Below are 15,745 nucleotides of genomic sequence, written 5' to 3' on the forward strand. Positions count from 1 at the left end.
ACGGCCGGCCCCCAACGCTCACAGGAGTTCACCATGCCCCGTGTTCTGCCCCCCGCTACCGGCTCGGCGATTCTGTCCGAAGTCGGGCTGATTTCCCGCGATGTTGTGACCATTGCTGCAGGCCAGAAGCTGAGTGCCAATAGCGTACTCGGCAAGAATGCCGCCGGAGCTTATGTGCTGCATGACCCGGCCGCCAGTACCAGCGAGAAAAACGCCGTTGCCATCCTCTATGCCGACACCGATGCCACCGCCGCCGATACCAAGGCCGTCGCCGTGCTGCGCCTGGCTGAGCTGAAAGCCGATGAGCTGATCTTCAAGCCCGGCATCACCGCCCCGCAGCTCACTGCCGCCCGCGCCAAGCTGGCCGAAAGCTATCTGATCGTGCGCGACTGAGCGCTCCCGCGACACCTGTACCTTATATAAGAAAGGATCTGCCATGCCCCTCGTCCTCCCCGACGGCTTCACTCTTGAAGAACTGACCGCCGCCATCAATGCCCAGCCGCATGTACCCGGCCGAATTGGCGAGCTGAGAGTGTTTGAAGAGGAAGGCATTACCACTACCTCAGTGGATATTGAATACAGCAATGGCTTGCTGGAGCTGGTGCAGTCCAGCCCACGCGGCGGCCCCGGCCAGACTGCCGGCGGTGATAAACGCTGGCTGGAAACCTTCAAAGTGCCGCATCTGCAACAGGACGATAGCTTTCTGGCTGAGTCCATCCAGAACGTGCGGGCCTTCGGTTCAGCCAGTGAGACCCAGCAGATCAGCGTGGTGCGCGATCAAAAGCTGGCGGCCAAACGCCGCAATCTGGATGCGACGATTGAATGGCACCGCATCGGTGCCATCAAGGGGCAGATTCTGGATGCCGACGCCACTACGGTGCTGTTCGACCTGTTTGCCCGCTTTGGTGTCACTCGCCAAGTTGTACCGATGGATCTATCAACGGCCGGCACTGATCAGCGTGGCAAATGTCTGGATATTCAGGAAGCGATGGAAAATGAGCTGGGCGGGACCAGCTTCAGCGGGGCGCGGGTGTTGTGTGGCGCCCAGTTCTGGCGGGATCTGATCAGCAACAAATCGATCAAAGAGACCTATCTGAATACCCAGCAAGCCGCCGCTCTGCGCGGTGACCCGCGTGACAGCTTCGACTTTGGCGGCCTCACCTGGGAGCGTTATCGCGGCAAGGTCGGCAGCGCCGCCTTCATTGGCAATGACGAAGCGTATGCCATCCCCGAGGGCGTCTCCGGCCTGTTCATCACCCGCTTTGCCCCGGCCGATTATCTGGAAACGGTCAACACCCTGGGCCTGCCGTACTACGCAAAAGTCTGGCCAATGGCCAACGACAAAGGGCTATCACTGGAAGCCCAATCCAACCCGCTCAACCTCTGCACCCGGCCACGGGCGGTGATTCAGTTGAAGCGCGGGGCGGCGTGATGGCGTAAGCCTGGGTGGATAGGACAAAGGCCGCGTAAGCGGCCTTTGTGTTTCAGGAACTGGCTAGAACATATCAGGGCGAAGGCAATACTTTTGCCAGATGCCGGGTTCTGTCTCACCGTCGGCCTTGAGCGCAGTAAAAACATGCTTTAACACCGCTTTGTTTTCAGCGCTGTTGTCCCAGACTAAATACCCCGCCATTCGTACTGCCGCCATCATCATCTGTAGCTTCACATAAGACACCCCGTTTTGCCGGAATAAGGTTTCAAGGATGTTATCTGCCAGATCACGATCTATGGGTGTTTGATTGGCGTGATGAACATAGTAGAGCCAGTCGTGGACAAGGGCCGCAGCCATGACGTCCGGATGAAACGGCTCGTAGGTGGCTTGCCAGGCGATGGCGGGCACCGAAGCACCGTCGTAGTGAAAGAAGCGGGGGACCGTAATGGTTTGGCCATACGCGGTAATGGTGTAATCAGCAATGAGCAGGTAGTGCTCTTTGGTTGGCATTGGGCTGAGATGGGGTTGTGCTGTTGGCATTGGATATTCCTCCTGGTGAATGAACGCGCTTCTAGGTATTCCCCTGTGTTTGAAGTCTAGTTCCTATTTATGCTTCACATGTCAGCAGCGGAATCCGTGCAGCCTTCATCGGCAATGACGAAGCCTATGCGATACCGGAGGGCGTCTCCGGCCTGTTCATCACCCGCTTTGCCCCGGCTGATTATCTGGAAACGGTCAACACTCTGGGCCTGCCGTACTACGCCAAAATCTGGCCACTGGCCAACGACAAAGGGCTATCACTGGAAGCCCAATCCAACCCGCCCAACCTCTGCACCCGGCCCCGGGCGGTGATTCAGTTGAAGCGCGGGGCGGCGTGATGGAAAAGCCTGGGTGGATAGGACAAAGGCCGCATAAGCGGCCTTTGTCCTCAGTAAGTATCACTCGTGGTCAGCTAAACCTTTAGAGTCTAACGCTCCCCCGCAACCCTGCCGGGTCGTCAGGCGCATAGACTCGAATGGTTTGGACCAAATCCTTCAGATTCATTTTTTTTGGCATCACATAGCCAGACTTCTTAAACCAGGCCAGCACCGCTTTTAACTCCGACTCCGTTGGCTTGAATGGTTGTAGTGCTCGCGCCAGCTTCGGATATATCTCCCGGCGAAGATATCTGCCTTTACTCTTAAGCCCGTTATAAATCACTGCAACGATACCAATAATCATGATAGACAAGCTCAATTCAGCGACTGGAATTGTGCTAAGCCCAATAGCTTGCAATAGATTAACAATCAGAGCAGGCCCCGCTATAGTAAATAGCAAACTTGCCACTACGTAGAGATCAATATGTGTCTGCGAGAATCTTTCTTCTACTGTATTTGCTACCAGGTTAAATGGCTCCATAATGAGAGACATTCTTTCTTCATCTGAAATGAATTCCAACCCGCGAGCCAGCCTGGCTTCCAAGTCAAGACGCTCTTTGTATGCCTCCATAATATTTGGGAAGGTTTGTTCAATCAAACTTTCCATATCGGGCGCATTAATGGGTTTATCCAAAATATTCTGATAGTTATCAATATTGACTCCAATCAGACTCTCACAGGTCATGCACATGGCCTGATGCCCGATTAATTTCCCCTGCCCATTGGCGATTCCATAAACATGCGATGCCATGCCAACCCGAGCCAATTCAAAACGCGCTATCTTACGGCAGGCAGGGCAAAAATCGGCCACATGACCAAGAATACGAACAACTTTTTTTGTTCCCCAATAAATAAACACAATCATTATTCCTTTAAATAAAATGCAAAACAAGGATAGGTTTGCAATCTAACTAAATTGCTTAATGTCGAAATATTTCGCAAGACGACAAGCAGGCGACCAAAAGGGATGCAGGCGTGAGATTTTAAACAAACACCTCTGATTTTGAAATATTTTTTCATTATTTTACATAGGAGCTATTGAGTTAGAGTATATCCACTATTCAAATAGATCGGATTCCTCTACTGAACCCCTTCCGCCTGATCCGCCCATCCCCCCGTCGCCACAATAGGCGGCATGTACTGCACCGAATCCACCCTGATTGAACGTTACGGCGCCAGCGAAATCGCTGCCTGGCAACTCGACCGTGGCACGCCATCGCCCGAGCGGCTGGCGCGGGCCATCGCCGATGCGACCGCCGAAATCGACGATGCCCTGCGCGTGCGTTACCGGCTGCCGCTGGCCGAGGTACCCGCCAGCATCGAGCGGGTGGCGTGCCAAATATCGCGCTATCGGCTCAGCGTGGCGGCCGGCAAGACCACCGAACTGATCGCCGCAGAATACGCCCAGGCCGTCAGCTGGTTGCGCCGGGTCGCCCGTGGCGAAGTAGACCCCGGCATTGCCGCGCAGGCCGAGTCAGCCACGGTACCGGGTCGCGCCAGCTTCACGGGTCAGCCGCGCCGCTTCAGCCGCAACACGCTGGAGGGCTATTGATGAACCCGTTTCTGGAGGACTGGCTGGCCGCCGGCCCCCTGCTGATCCAGCGGCTACAAGGGGTCGCTGGCGTGGCCAGCGTGGCTGGCGGCCGTGATCTGGTGGACGTGCAGGAACAGGCGCAGGCAGTGCCGGCGGTGTATGTGCTGTATGGCGGTGACCGCATCGGCAGTAGCGGGGGGGATTGTCAGCAAGTGTTCCAGCGCTGGCTGGTGGTGTTGACGGTGCGCAGTGTCGCCGACCTGCAGTCCGGCAGCGGCTTGCACGCCGAAGCCGGCCAGCTGCTGCCGCGTCTGATCCGGCGCCTGAGCGGCTGGAAACCCGCCCGAGGTGCCCAGGCGCTGCAACAGGTCACCGGCCCGGCGCCCATTCTGACCGACGACTTTGCTTACTTCCCCCTGCTGTTTGAACTCGGGGTATTCCTCCCGACCGACCCTGATTGACCTTCCTGGAGACCTACCATGACCCAACGTAAACGCAGCTTCATTGGCAAGGGCATTGTCCGGCTGGCGCAAGCCGGCACTGATCGCTACTTCGAGGTGGGCAACTGTTCCAAGCTCGAATTCACCCATAACGAAAAAACCATGGAGCTGCCTGATTACCAGCACTCAGGTGGCGGCACGGCCGCTTATCACACCCGGATTGAGGGGGTGGAGATTGCGCTGTCCTTGCGCATCTTCAGCCCCGACAACCTGGCGCGCTGCATTCATGGTGACGTGGACGCGCTGACCGCCAGCAGCAACCAGACTCTGAGCTTACAGGCAGCCAAGGGCGGCTTTGTGCCGACGCCCTGCCTGATCAACCCGGCCAGTGCCGTACTCAAATCCGCGACCCCGCCCGCCTGGACCGCCAATACGGCTTATGCCCTTGGTGCCCGCATTAAGGCCGGCAGCAAGAGCTATGTGGTGACGGTGGCCGGTACCTCGGCGGCCGTCGTGCCAACCTGGCCGACCACCACCAATGACACCGTGGTCGATGGTGGCATCACCTGGAAATGCGAAGGCAATTACACCGCCACGACCTATGTGGCTGGCACCGACTTTGTGGCCAGTGCTGCCGGTATCAGTTTCCCGGCTGGCAGCAGCATTGATGACCTGACCCCGCTGGAACTGAGCTATGACCGGCCGGCCCAGTTCAGCATCGACGCGCTGAGCCACGGTGCCCGCGACTGGTCCTTGCATTTTGAAGGCATGAACGAAGCCGATAGTGATAGCCCGGTGGTGGTGTCGGTAGCGCTGGCCAAGTTCGGCGCCACCAAGAATTTACCCCTGATCGGCGACGAATTTGCCGCGCTGGAGCTGTCCGGCAAGGTGCTGCGCAGTGGCGAAGGCAGCGGCGACAGCGCTTATTACCGCCTGCTGCAAGCAGCGGCCTGACCCTCGGGCCGGGCGGCGGCCCGGTTCCTGATTACCCATTCATAACCGACTTCTGAACTGAAAGGATCATCCCATGAGCAACACCCAACAAGCCCGCATCGTCATCGCCGCCAAACCTCAGCCGATCCGCTGGCCCGTCACGATCAAACTCCTGACTGATGGCGGTGAACAATCCGCCTTCCAGTTCGACGTCTGGTTTGCCCGTCTGACGTTGCCAGAAGGCTTACAGCTGGATGCCGAGTTTCCAAAGCTCGGCGACGGCGCCACCGATTGGGAGTACCAGCAACGCGACGCCGAGCTGTTTAGCCGCATCTTAACGGGCTGGAGCGACAACCTCGTCATAGAAGATGCACACGGCAGCCCGATGCCCAGTGGTAGCCAGCCCGAACGTGTCGCCGCCCTGCATCGGCTGTTTGAATCGGCCGAGGGCGGCCAATTCCGCCTGGCGCTATGGCGGGCCTACACCGACTGGCGCAGTGGCCAACCGGCGCTTGCCACAAAAAACTAACCGCCGCCGCCCGCGCCTGGGCCAGCGGCGAGGGCGAGGTCGAGCTGTGGCCGGAACATGGCGACGCCTTCCTCCTGTTCTGCCGCTGTCCCTGGCGACTGATTGGCGGCGGTCTGGGTGGCCTGGCCTACGCGGGGCTGGACTGGCAGCAGCTGGAAAGCAAAGCCCGGTTGCTGGGCATTACCGTGAATGACCGGCCCGAACTGCTAGCGCAACTCGAAGTACTCGAATCCGCCGCACTTCCATTTCTGAACGAGCGCTAACTGATCTGACATGAGCAACCGCGAATTCCGCTTATCGATCCGCATCACCGCCGATGGCAAGGTTGCGACCAATGAAGCCAACCGGGTCGGCGCCTCGTTTGACCAGCTCGGCGCCAACGCCCGTCAGGCGGGACAAGCGGCTGGTGCGGGCCTCGGGCAGGCCAGCCAGAGTGCCGGCCAGCTCGGGGCGGCGGCGCAGGGGGTGCTGGCACAGGTCGGCCAATTGGGGCCGGCACTACAGCAATCCGGGCTGGCGGCCGCCAATGGGCTGGGGGCGGTCAATACCCCCTTGCAACAGCTGGGGCAACACACCGAATCCGCTCGCCTCGGTTTTGCCCGCTTTGGCGAGGCTGGCCAGAACGCTGGCCGGGCCATCAGTGTGGGATTGGGCGGCGCGGTGGCCGGGGTGTTGCCGCCGGTGCAGCAACTCGGCAACGGCTTCAATCTGCTGACCAGCCGGGTACAACAGGCTGGCCAGCAAGCGGCGGCAGGGCTGGGTCAGATCGGGCCGGCCAGTCAGAATGCGGCGCAAAGCTTGCTGAATCTGGGACAACTGGGGCCGATGGCCGGCCAGTTGATCAGTAGCGGTGTCGGCGCGGCCAGTAATAGCCTGCAACAGTTCGCCCTGCAATCCCAAACCGCCCGCCTCAGCTTTGCCGGTTTCGGCGAGGCTGGCCAGCAGGTCGGCCGGGCCGTCAATGTCGGGCTGGGTGGAGCGGCGGCTGGGGTGCAGCAGCTGTTGGGCCAAAGCCAGCTGGTGCGCACCAGTCTGGTCAGCCTCGGCGATAGCGGCGACGCCGCTGGCCGTCGGCTGAACGCCGGGCTGGGTCAGTCAGGTTACGGCATCCGCCAACTCGGACAGTCACTGCAACCCATTACCGTGGCCTTGAATGGCATCGGTAACGGCGCAGTGCAGACCGGTGCCCAGCTGCGCCAGCTCGGCGCCGGTCCGACCGCTGATGAATTGCGCCGCCTGGCCGACGCCAGCCGCCGGGCCCGAGAAGCCGGCGACCAGTTTCTGCAGACGCTGCAGCAGGAAGTGCAGGCCATCGGCAAAACCCGCCACGAATTGCTGCAGTTGAAAGCGGCGCAACTCGGGGTGGCCAATGCGGCCGGGCCGATGATTGCCCAGCTGAAAGCCGCTGAAGAGGCCAAACAACGCTTGATCAATGTCGGGGGGCGCGCTGGGGCGGCACTCAACGGGTTGGCGGGTGCGATGCAGTCAGTTTATGCCAGCGGCTCAGCCCTGGCTGGCATGGCGCTGATCGGTGGGCTGGCAGCGATTGGCCATGCCGCGCTGGAGGCCCAGATTCAGGTCGATAAGCTGCGGGCCGGTCTGCTGTTCAGCAATAGCGGTAGCAGCGTGGCTGCTGGCCGCGATCTGGAATACCTGCGTGTCACCGCGAATAAACTGGGTCTGGAGTTCACCAGCACCTCGGCCAGTTATATGAAACTGGCCGCCGCCAGTCGCGGCACTTCCTTAGAGGGCCAGAAAACCCGCGACATCTTCGAGTCCGTGGCCAAAGCTTCCAGCGTCATGGGCTTGTCGGCGGTCGAAACCGAGGGCGCCTTGCTCGCCATCAGCCAGATGATCAGCAAGGGCAGCGTGCAGGCGGAAGAATTGCGCGGCCAGCTCGGCGAACGCCTACCGGGGGCGTTTCAAATCGCATCCAGAGCGATGGGGGTGTCAACCTCCGCACTCAGCAAGATGCTGGAACAAGGTCAGGTGATTTCCGACGACTTCCTGCCCAAGTTTGCCCAGCAGCTGAAGACCGAACTTGGCGACGCGGCCGAGCAGGCCGGCGACCGGGCACAGGCTGTCGTCAATCGCCTGGCGAATTCGTGGCATGAATTCAAGGTCTCGGTGGCCGAAAGCGGCGTGGCCAAGGTCGTTTTGGCCGAAGTCGAAGGCGCCTCGGCCGCCATGACCCTCTTCAATGAAGCGGCCGAAGCCTCGCGCAAGGCCGGTCATAACGGCCTGGTGCAGTTCGGTGCCGGCGTCGCGGATCTGGGCCTGTCGCTGGTCGAAGCCATCGGCCTGTTTGATGTTTTCGGCTTCGGTCTGGATACGCTCAGCCTCAAGTCCGGCCCGACGGCGGCCGAGCTGAAGAAAGTTACCGATGAGCTGCAAGCGCAAGAAGCCGCACAGAAGGAAATCGCCCGGCTGGCGGCCCGGTCGCGCGATGAGGGCTATGTTGGTACTTATGGTGTCAAAAGCCGCGAAGCGTCGGACAAATGGGCGCATAACCATCGGACCAAGCAGGAAATCGCAGCGGATGATTTTGCCCTCCAGCGCAAATGGCACGACGACGGCATCATCAGCGATGCCGAGCATCAGCGCCGCATTCAGCTGATCCGAGAAAAAAGTCAGGACAAGGGCGCCATCCGCTCGGCGGGTAAAGATCAATATCAAGCCCTGCTGCAACAGCAGGACAGTGCCGAGAAGCAAGCCCGTGAATCCCTGCAACGGCAGACCCGCGAACTTGATAACCAGCTGAAGCGGCGGCAGATCAGCTATCGCGACTATTACGCCAGCCTTAAAACCGCCACCGAAGCCACATCCGCCAAACAAATTGATGCGGGTCTGATCAAGCTGAATGCAGCCAAAGCCAAGCACGACAAGTCCGACCTCGCCAAGTTTGAAGGCGAACTGAACCGGCTGCGGGCCGAGCGCGACGATAAGCTGGCCCAGTACGACGACGACCTGCAGACCAAGATCCAGCAGACCAGCGAGCAGTTTCAGCGGCTCACCGAGTCAGCGCAGATTGAGGCTTTGAAAGGTCAGGGCCAATTGGTCGAGGCGGAACGGCTCAAACTGACGCAAGAATTGACGGCCCTGCAACGCGAGATCAGCCGGCTGGGCACTGAAAATGCTCAGCAGCTGTTGTCCCAATTTGACCAGTACAAACAAACCCGCCTGGATAAAGCTCAGATCGAAGAATGGGCCGCCAGTGGCAAGGCCGCGCTGGCCGAGTTCGATGACGCCATTGCCCTGGCGCGCAAGCGCAATCCCGGCGGGATTTGGGGCAATCAGCGCGAAATTGAAGTCGAACTGCAGTTGCAACGGCAATACGCCGAAACCGTGCTGACCGATCTGCAACGTGCCCGCGAGAAAGCCGTCCAGTCCGGACTCAAAGCCGAAGCCCGCGTCCTCGATAACCAGATCCGCGATGCTCAGGCCAAGCTGGAAGAAATCCCGGAGACCCTGAAAAAGCGCAATGAAGAGCTGAGCCGCAGTGTCAGTGATGCCCTGATGCGGGGCTTTGAGGCGGGTGGTAACTATGGCGAAGCCTTTGCCGAAACCCTAAAAAACCAGATCAATAGCCTGGTATTGCGGCCACAGGTTGAAGCCCTGGTGAATCTGGTGATGCAGCCAGGCCAGCAAGGCGCCGGCAATGGCCAGGGCAATGCAGGTGGTCTGGACTTTGGCCAGCTGTTCAACTTCGGCAAGTCATTCTTTGGTTCCGGCTCTTCGGCTGATACGTCATCGGTCAAAGGCAATGCTTGGAGCTATGGGCCGGGCAACGCCGGCGACTTTGGCTCAGGCGGCTATAGCCTGGGTGGCAGTTATAGCGGCGGCAGTGCGATGGGCGGCATCGATAGCAGTATGTCGCCGGTCGCTGCCGATTACCTTGGGGGTAGCAGTAGCAGCGGTCTGGGCGCCATGGCGGGTGGCGACATGATGAGCAGCGGCGCCAGCAGTGGTGGCGGCATGTCATCGGGCCCGTGGGCGGCCATTGCCGGCATGATTGGCTCGGCGGCTTCCAAGGACAAGAGCAAGTCGCAAAGCGCTGGCCAGGGTGCCGCCATGGGCATGCAGATGGGCATGCAAACGGGCAACCCGTATATAGCGGTTGCCGCTGCTATTGCCGGCTGGATTGCGGGCGGCGGGCTGGAGGATGGGCTGGCCGAGCGGAAAGCCCAGCTCAAGACTGGCAGCGCCAGCGACTTTGCCCCCGGTAGTTATCAAAAGGCGGCGGGCCTGCGCAACACGGCGCTGGGCACCGTCGGCATCGTCCATGATGAATGGTTCAGTGATCAGGAGATGGGGCCGGCGCTGACGGCGTTCATGGACTCGTTCAAGACCATGGACGATGCGGTGGCTGCCAGCCTCGGCTTGAAGGGCAAAGCTCTGGACGACGTCAAGTCCGCTGTCGCGGGCACCAGCCAGCAATACGACTTCGGCACCGAGCATGATCAGCTCAGTACTCGCCTGGTCGAGTCTTATAAAGACCGCTATAGCGCTGTACTGGATTTGCAGGGGAAAGCCTGGGGCGACTTCATCCGACAGTTCAGCGGCGAAGCCAAAGACTTCCCGGCCACGCTGGAGGCCGTCAGCAAGGCGGCCGCGCTGTTCAATCAACCCGGACAAATCAAGCGGGTATTTGGCCAGGAGGCCCAGCTTGACGACTTCAATGCCCTGGGACAGAACGGCGAGAAGGTGTACGAGACAGTCAATCGCCTGGCCACCACTTTTGCTGCCACCGATGCCGCGATTGCGCTTTACGGCAAAGACTACGCAGACACGGTGCAGAAGCTCGGCTTGGCTACCGCGTCGGCGCGTCAACAGCTAGTGGACATGGCCGGTGGGGCTGACAAGCTGAGCGCCAGCATTGCTGGCTATCAAAACGACTTCCTGCCCGCTGCTGACAAAACCCGCACCCAGATCGGGCTGCTGGCCAAGCAAGTGGAAAACCTCGGCGCGCCATTGCCAAAGTCCGCCGCCGACTTCCGGGCCATGGTCGGTGCTCTGGATTTGAATAGCGAAGCCGGCCGCAAACAGTTCTCGGTGCTGATGCAAGCCGAGGGCGCGGTTAAAGCGTATACCGATGCGGTCAGCGAACAGACCAAGCAATGGGCCGGTTGGAATGCCGACGATGCCGGCAAAGCCTGGCAGGACGCCATCCTCAATGCGGACAGCGCCGCCGAGGCCGGCAAGCAATACGCCGGGGCCTTTGGCGACGCCTTCACCGGCGCCCTGACTGGCCAGGTGTCGCAACAGGTCGGCCAGCTGGTGATGGATCAGATCATCCAGCCGCAGATCAATGCCGCCTTGATGCAAGCGTCCACGGTCGCAACCGGCGGGACCGTGGCCGGTGTTGCCATGCAGACGGGCGGTACCCAAGCCGGCACTAGCCTCAGCAACGCCGTTGGGGTGGTCAAGCAGTACCTGACCGCTATGTCTGGCGTGTTGTCGAACCCGGAAATCAAGCAGGCCCTTAAAGACATTCAACCCGCCCTGGCCGAAATCGGCAGCCTCGGCTTTGAATTCGCCCGGCAGTTGCCCGGCAAAACGGGCATTCAACGCAGCCCCAAAGATCCCAGTAAAGACGCCGACAAGGCTGCGGAAGAGGCGCGCAAACGGGCTGAAGACTTGGCCGAGTTTCTACGTGACATTGACCGCGAGCTGGTGAGCATTGGCCGGTCTGATACAGCTACCAAGCTCGCCGAAATTAATAAGTCGCTGGATGACAACATCGCCAAGCTCAAAGAGCTGGGCGGTACCTCGGCCGCGAACATGGCAAAACTGCAGCGGCTGCAGGCGGCCCAGGTTGAGCAATTAGCGGTAGACGTGTGGAAACGTTCGCAGGCGGCGCTGGGTAATAACAATGCACTAATGGCGCGAGAATTGGCATTGAGCGGCCAGGCTAGCCAAGCCGCGTATGCCGGCGCTGCCAAGTCGTTTGGTTTCGATACGGCCGGGCTAGATGCTTGGCTCAAAGCCACCGGCCAGACGCTTGAACAAGCAGCGGTTAGCTATTGGGGCGCGATGAGCGACGCGCAGCGCCAAGCTGTGGTATTGGCGGTCGATGCCAAAGCCGCTTACATCGAGACGGTACGCAGCCAGTTCGATGCCCAAGCCGAAGCCGCCCAAGCCCTTGAGCGCGACTTGAACAATCTGCGGGCGTTATCAAGTGGCATCAGCGACGACATTGCCAACATCCAGATTGAGGCCGGCCAACTCAATAAACAGCAGTATTTAGGTAGCCAGATTGCCACTGGCTGGGAAAAACTCGGCCAGCTCTATAGCGCGGGCGCCGGCATCGATGAACAGATTGCGCAAGCGGACAAACTGAAGTCGCTGATTCTCGACCGCTACCGGGTCGAACTCGAAGCCGAGCAAAAGCGCCTGGAATCGGCTCGCGAGTTTGGCGACTATCTGAAGTCGCTCAAGGTCAGCGACAAATCCAACAAAACCGTTTCCGAACGGCTGGCTGAATCAGACAAGCAACTGGCCGAAGCCGCCGCCAAAGCCAATGGCACAGGTGACGAGGCCGGCAAGGCTCGCGCCAAACTCACCCAGTTAAGCGATCAATACCTTGAGCTGGCACGGCAACGCTACGGTTCCGGCACCGGCTACGATGCGGCGCTGTCGCATGTCCAAACGCTGATTGGCCCGCTAGCCGACTCGGGCGACCTGAAAGCCCGTGAGCTGGCACAACAAACCGCCATCGCTGAGCGGGCCAAGCAAGCGGTCGGCGAGTTGCAAACCCTGCAGCGCAGTGTGGACGGGGTGCGGGGCATTACGGCTGGCAAATTCGACATCGCCAATACCCGGCTGCGGGATATTCACGATCAGCTCGGCAAGCTGGGTGTGGATATGACGGCGAGCCTGCAGAGCCTGTCGAGCGAGCTGCGCAACGCGATTACCGGCAGCGTGGCCAACCGGCCGCCAGCGGGTACCGTTGGCAACAGCGGCACCGTTGGTGGTGTCAGTCAGGGGCGCGACAGCCTGCGTGACGCGGCGCTGGCCAACCAAGTCAGAGCCGGTGACCTCGACGGCGCCCTGCGGGCCGCCGTCGGTCTGGGTTACAACGTGAACGACATGCTAGCGGTAGCAAAGCTGGTGGACCCCAAGAGCACGCTGACCAGCGCACAACTGGCGCAACTGGCGCGAGAACGCGGCATCCCCGGCTTTGCCGTCGGCACCAATCATGTGCCATCCGACATGATTGCGCTGATTCATCAGGGTGAACGGATTGTGCCGGCGGCCGATAACCGCGAACTACTGGCGCAGTTGCGCGACAGGAATTCGCTGGTGCCCTTGCTGGAACGACTGATTACCGCCGTTGAGCAGACCAACAAGACCCTGGCGGCCTCCCGATCCGATCAACGCAATGGCGACTTGGCCAACGTCGAAGCCACGCTTGACGCGGCCAGCAATGTAATAGAAGCCCTCACCAAAGCCAGCCGCGACGCGACCTATCAGACGGCCAGGGCATTGGAAGCCGGGAGGCGCGCATGAACGATGCTGAGTTTCTGGCCTGGCTGCGGTCCGGCGCCCGCCGCGTGGTCTTGATTGAAGCCCGGCCGTTTGATGGCCAGGCCGAGCACCCGATCTATCTGAGTCAGGGCGGCTATACCTCCGGCCCAGCTGACATCCCACCCAACCAACCGTATGCCGATCTAGCGACCGTGCCGCGCTTCAAGGGCGAACTCGGCGACAGTCTGGACGGGGTGGCCGTGCCGGCCTGGGGCGATATTGAAGTCCTCAACGCCTTGGGCGAGTTCGACCACTGGCTGGGCTGGAGTTGGGACAAGCGGCCAGTCGCGCTCTACGTCGGCGCGCCGGACTGGCCGCGTGCTGCATTCCGGCCGGTGCTGGTCGGCGTGCTGACCGATATTGCCGTCAAGGACGGCGCAACCCTGACCCTGAAGATTGCCGACCGTCAGCAGCTGTTCAATACCCCGGTGTCCACCCGCAGTCTGGCCGACCCGGAACCGCTGGGCGGCTTGGTCTGGCAGATTCTCGGCGGGGAGCCAGTGACCAGTATCGACGCCGTGGATGATGACGGCCGGCTGGTGTCGTTTGCCGCCGAGCCGGCGCTTGGCAGATTCAGCCTGGCTGCGCCACCAGTCGGCCGGCTCAATGTGCGGTTTACGGGTGGCAATGCTAGCGGCGGCACGCTGTTACCGATTCCGCTCGGCGCCGTGTTCAACGTCACACCCCCGCTACTGAATGGCGGACTGCACCGCTATCTGCTGGCCGATGGCCCGGTGCAGGCCGTCACCGCCTGCCGTGACGACGGCGCGCCGCTGCCGTTCACCCTCGATGCCGCTAACGGTCGGCTGACCTTGAATAGTGCGCCCACCGGCACTTTCACCCTCGACTTGCAGGGCCGCACCGATAACGGCCCATGGCCACATACCGTGGCCAGCCTCAGCCGCTTTCTGCTGCAACGCTATGCCGGTCTCACCGATGCCGAGCTGGACCTGGCCAGTTTTGCCCGACTTGACACCGATTGCCCGCAGACCGTCGGTATCTGGCTGGCCGACCGTACCAATCTGCTGGATGTGCTGGATAGCCTGTTGCGCTCGGTCGGTGCCTGGCTGTGGCCGGACCGCAACGGCCGGGTACGGGTCGGCCGATTGATGGCGCCAACCCAGGCCAGCCTGCAGCTTGGCCCCGATGATCTGGACGCCCGCCGCGAGCTGCGCTTACTGCGCCGCCGGCTGCCGGCGCGCTCGGTCAGCCTGCGTTATCGCCACAACTATCAGCCTTTAACCAATGTGCGCGAGGCCACCCCCGATGCGGATAAAGCGGCCCTGCGCCAAGCCTGGCAACGGCTGCCCTTGAGGCAAAGCACGCCGTACCAAGGGGCCGAAGACCTTGAACCGGAAACCTGTTTGATGAACATCCACGACGCCCGCACCGAGGCGGCCCGCCGTTTACTGGCCCGGCGTGGGGTGCAAAGCGTGTGGGAGTTGCCCACCTTACTGGCACCGCTGACCATGCAGATCGGCGATGCCGTCCAGTTCGGGGCTGTCCGCTATCTGGCCGGCCGCTTTGGGGTCGTAGTCGGCATTGATGAAGCCCTGACCGATAACCAGACCACGCTGCAAGTATGGGTGCCGCATGAGTAATTTCCGCCTGTTCCACGACCTGCCAACCCGGCATTACCACCAACTGAGCTCGATGCCGCCAGCGGTGCCCACACTGCCACTGGACAACCTGCTGAGCCCCGGCCGCGACAGCCGCACTCGCTGGTTATCCACCTCGGTCACTGTGCAATTTGCCTGGGACAGTGGCCGGGTGATTGATTCGGTGGCGGCGATTCGCGGCAACTGGTCTGCCGCCGCCACCTGGCAGCTCAAGCTGTGGCGCGATGCCGACCGCAGCCTGCTGGTGTACGACTCCGGCTCGCAGTCGGTCTATCCCCGCTTGGGCTGGGGCGAATTCGCCTGGGGCATAGCGCCGATTGGCGCCTCGGTCTACGACGGCTGGCCGCTCAAGTTCGGGGTTATGCAGTTTCCACCGCTGGGGGCGGTGGCCGGTGAACTGCGGTTTGACGACCCCGGCAACCCGGCTGGTTATCTGGAAATGGCGCGTTTGCTGATCGGCCTCAGCTACAGCCCCAGTCATAACGCCGACAGCCCGCAAGTCTACTGGCTGGACGATGCCAAGCAGGTACGGACCGCTGGCGGTTCGCTGGTCACCGTGTCAGCGGTCGAGCCCTATCGCCGGGGTGAACTCAGCTACAGCAGCCTGCCCGAGACCGACCGCGCCGCCCTGACTGAGCTGGCACGGCAACTCGGTGGCCGTGAAGACTGGTTCGGCCTGGTGTGGGATGGCGCAAAAGAAAGCCGGCTGCTGATGCACGGCGCGATTCACGCCAAGTTTGTGCAGCCGCCCAAGGCGATTCATCGCGCCCGCGATGCCTTTGATATTCCGACCTTCAGCTTTGAGGAGTGCTGA

General features: G+C 61.0%; 13 protein-coding genes. 11 read left to right on the plus strand and 2 right to left on the minus strand.

Annotated features, from left to right (window positions below; genetic code table 11):
- Positions 1-33 precede the first annotated feature (33 nt).
- Positions 34-393 (plus strand): head decoration protein, encoded by a 360-nt coding sequence (locus PZA18_RS10520; protein ID WP_284100799.1) that lies wholly within the window; start codon positions 34-36, stop codon positions 391-393.
- Between the two features lie 43 nt (positions 394-436).
- Positions 437-1,432 carry a major capsid protein gene (locus PZA18_RS10525; protein WP_284100800.1) on the plus strand — a complete coding sequence of 332 codons (996 nt, stop codon included), beginning with the start codon at positions 437-439 and terminating at the stop codon, positions 1,430-1,432.
- Between the two features lie 63 nt (positions 1,433-1,495).
- Here the strand turns inward: PZA18_RS10525 and PZA18_RS10530 are convergent, their stop codons facing one another.
- Positions 1,496-1,972: a DUF1353 domain-containing protein gene (locus PZA18_RS10530; RefSeq protein ID WP_284100801.1), complete on the minus strand. Its 477-nt coding sequence runs from the start codon at positions 1,970-1,972 to the stop codon at positions 1,496-1,498.
- A gap of 92 nt (positions 1,973-2,064) precedes the next feature.
- On the opposite strand from PZA18_RS10530, the gene PZA18_RS25460 reads away from it, so the two are divergent.
- Complete coding sequence (locus PZA18_RS25460; protein WP_407951182.1) at positions 2,065-2,310, plus strand: major capsid protein; 246 nt, start codon at positions 2,065-2,067, stop codon at positions 2,308-2,310.
- 82 nt (positions 2,311-2,392) lie between these two features.
- Here PZA18_RS25460 and PZA18_RS10540 read toward each other — a convergent pair whose 3' ends face one another.
- A complete protein-coding gene (locus PZA18_RS10540) occupies positions 2,393-3,214 on the minus strand; it encodes a hypothetical protein (RefSeq protein ID WP_284100802.1) in 822 nt (273 codons plus the stop codon).
- 270 nt (positions 3,215-3,484) lie between these two features.
- Here PZA18_RS10540 and PZA18_RS10545 point away from each other — a divergent pair, with 270 nt between their 5' ends.
- The 8 genes from PZA18_RS10545 to PZA18_RS10580 all read left to right on the plus strand — a co-directional run bounded on the left by PZA18_RS10545 (position 3,485) and on the right by PZA18_RS10580 (position 15,745).
- The gene (locus tag PZA18_RS10545; protein WP_284100803.1) at positions 3,485-3,901 is read left to right on the plus strand and encodes a gp436 family protein; all 417 of its coding nucleotides are present in this window, start codon (positions 3,485-3,487) and stop codon (positions 3,899-3,901) included.
- A complete protein-coding gene (locus tag PZA18_RS10550) occupies positions 3,901-4,344 on the plus strand; it encodes a phage tail terminator protein (RefSeq protein ID WP_284100804.1) in 444 nt (147 codons plus the stop codon). The genes PZA18_RS10545 and PZA18_RS10550 overlap by 1 nt, the downstream gene beginning before the upstream one ends.
- 18 nt (positions 4,345-4,362) lie before the next feature.
- Entirely contained in the window at positions 4,363-5,277 is a 915-nt protein-coding gene (locus tag PZA18_RS10555; protein WP_284100805.1) for a phage tail tube protein, read from the plus strand.
- 73 nt (positions 5,278-5,350) lie between these two features.
- Positions 5,351-5,785: a hypothetical protein gene (locus tag PZA18_RS10560; protein WP_284100806.1), complete on the plus strand. Its 435-nt coding sequence runs from the start codon at positions 5,351-5,353 to the stop codon at positions 5,783-5,785.
- Positions 5,728-6,048: a DUF1799 domain-containing protein gene (locus PZA18_RS10565; RefSeq protein WP_284100807.1), complete on the plus strand. Its 321-nt coding sequence runs from the start codon at positions 5,728-5,730 to the stop codon at positions 6,046-6,048. The genes PZA18_RS10560 and PZA18_RS10565 overlap by 58 nt, the downstream gene beginning before the upstream one ends.
- Before the next feature lie 10 nt (positions 6,049-6,058).
- Positions 6,059-13,294 (plus strand): tape measure protein, encoded by a 7,236-nt coding sequence (locus tag PZA18_RS10570; RefSeq protein ID WP_284100808.1) that lies wholly within the window; start codon positions 6,059-6,061, stop codon positions 13,292-13,294.
- Positions 13,291-14,913 carry a hypothetical protein gene (locus tag PZA18_RS10575; protein WP_284100809.1) on the plus strand — a complete coding sequence of 541 codons (1,623 nt, stop codon included), beginning with the start codon at positions 13,291-13,293 and terminating at the stop codon, positions 14,911-14,913. The genes PZA18_RS10570 and PZA18_RS10575 overlap by 4 nt, the downstream gene beginning before the upstream one ends.
- On the plus strand, positions 14,906-15,745 hold the full coding sequence (locus PZA18_RS10580) for a hypothetical protein (RefSeq protein ID WP_284100810.1): 840 nt from the start codon (positions 14,906-14,908) through the stop codon (positions 15,743-15,745). Before PZA18_RS10575 ends, PZA18_RS10580 begins: the two co-directional genes overlap by 8 nt.

This window comes from Parachitinimonas caeni (genome assembly GCF_030129945.1).
Lineage (GTDB): Bacteria > Pseudomonadota > Gammaproteobacteria > Burkholderiales > Chitinimonadaceae > Parachitinimonas > Parachitinimonas caeni.

Excerpts from the sequence above, each read along its gene's own strand:
- PZA18_RS10565 (WP_284100807.1), top strand. The coding sequence starts at position 5,728 with ATGGCGGGCCTACACCGACTGGCGCAGTGGCCAACCGGCGCTTGCCAC.
- PZA18_RS10525 (WP_284100800.1), top strand. The coding sequence starts at position 437 with ATGCCCCTCGTCCTCCCCGACGGCTTCACTCTTGAAGAACTGACCGCC.
- PZA18_RS10550 (WP_284100804.1), top strand. The coding sequence starts at position 3,901 with ATGAACCCGTTTCTGGAGGACTGGCTGGCCGCCGGCCCCCTGCTGATC.
- PZA18_RS10570 (WP_284100808.1), top strand. The coding sequence starts at position 6,059 with ATGAGCAACCGCGAATTCCGCTTATCGATCCGCATCACCGCCGATGGC.
- PZA18_RS10560 (WP_284100806.1), top strand. The coding sequence starts at position 5,351 with ATGAGCAACACCCAACAAGCCCGCATCGTCATCGCCGCCAAACCTCAG.
- PZA18_RS10575 (WP_284100809.1), top strand. The coding sequence starts at position 13,291 with ATGAACGATGCTGAGTTTCTGGCCTGGCTGCGGTCCGGCGCCCGCCGC.
- PZA18_RS10580 (WP_284100810.1), top strand. The coding sequence starts at position 14,906 with ATGAGTAATTTCCGCCTGTTCCACGACCTGCCAACCCGGCATTACCAC.
- PZA18_RS10555 (WP_284100805.1), top strand. The coding sequence starts at position 4,363 with ATGACCCAACGTAAACGCAGCTTCATTGGCAAGGGCATTGTCCGGCTG.
- PZA18_RS10540 (WP_284100802.1), bottom strand. The coding sequence starts at position 3,214 with ATGATTGTGTTTATTTATTGGGGAACAAAAAAAGTTGTTCGTATTCTT.
- PZA18_RS10530 (WP_284100801.1), bottom strand. The coding sequence starts at position 1,972 with ATGCCAACAGCACAACCCCATCTCAGCCCAATGCCAACCAAAGAGCAC.
- PZA18_RS10545 (WP_284100803.1), top strand. The coding sequence starts at position 3,485 with ATGTACTGCACCGAATCCACCCTGATTGAACGTTACGGCGCCAGCGAA.
- PZA18_RS10520 (WP_284100799.1), top strand. The coding sequence starts at position 34 with ATGCCCCGTGTTCTGCCCCCCGCTACCGGCTCGGCGATTCTGTCCGAA.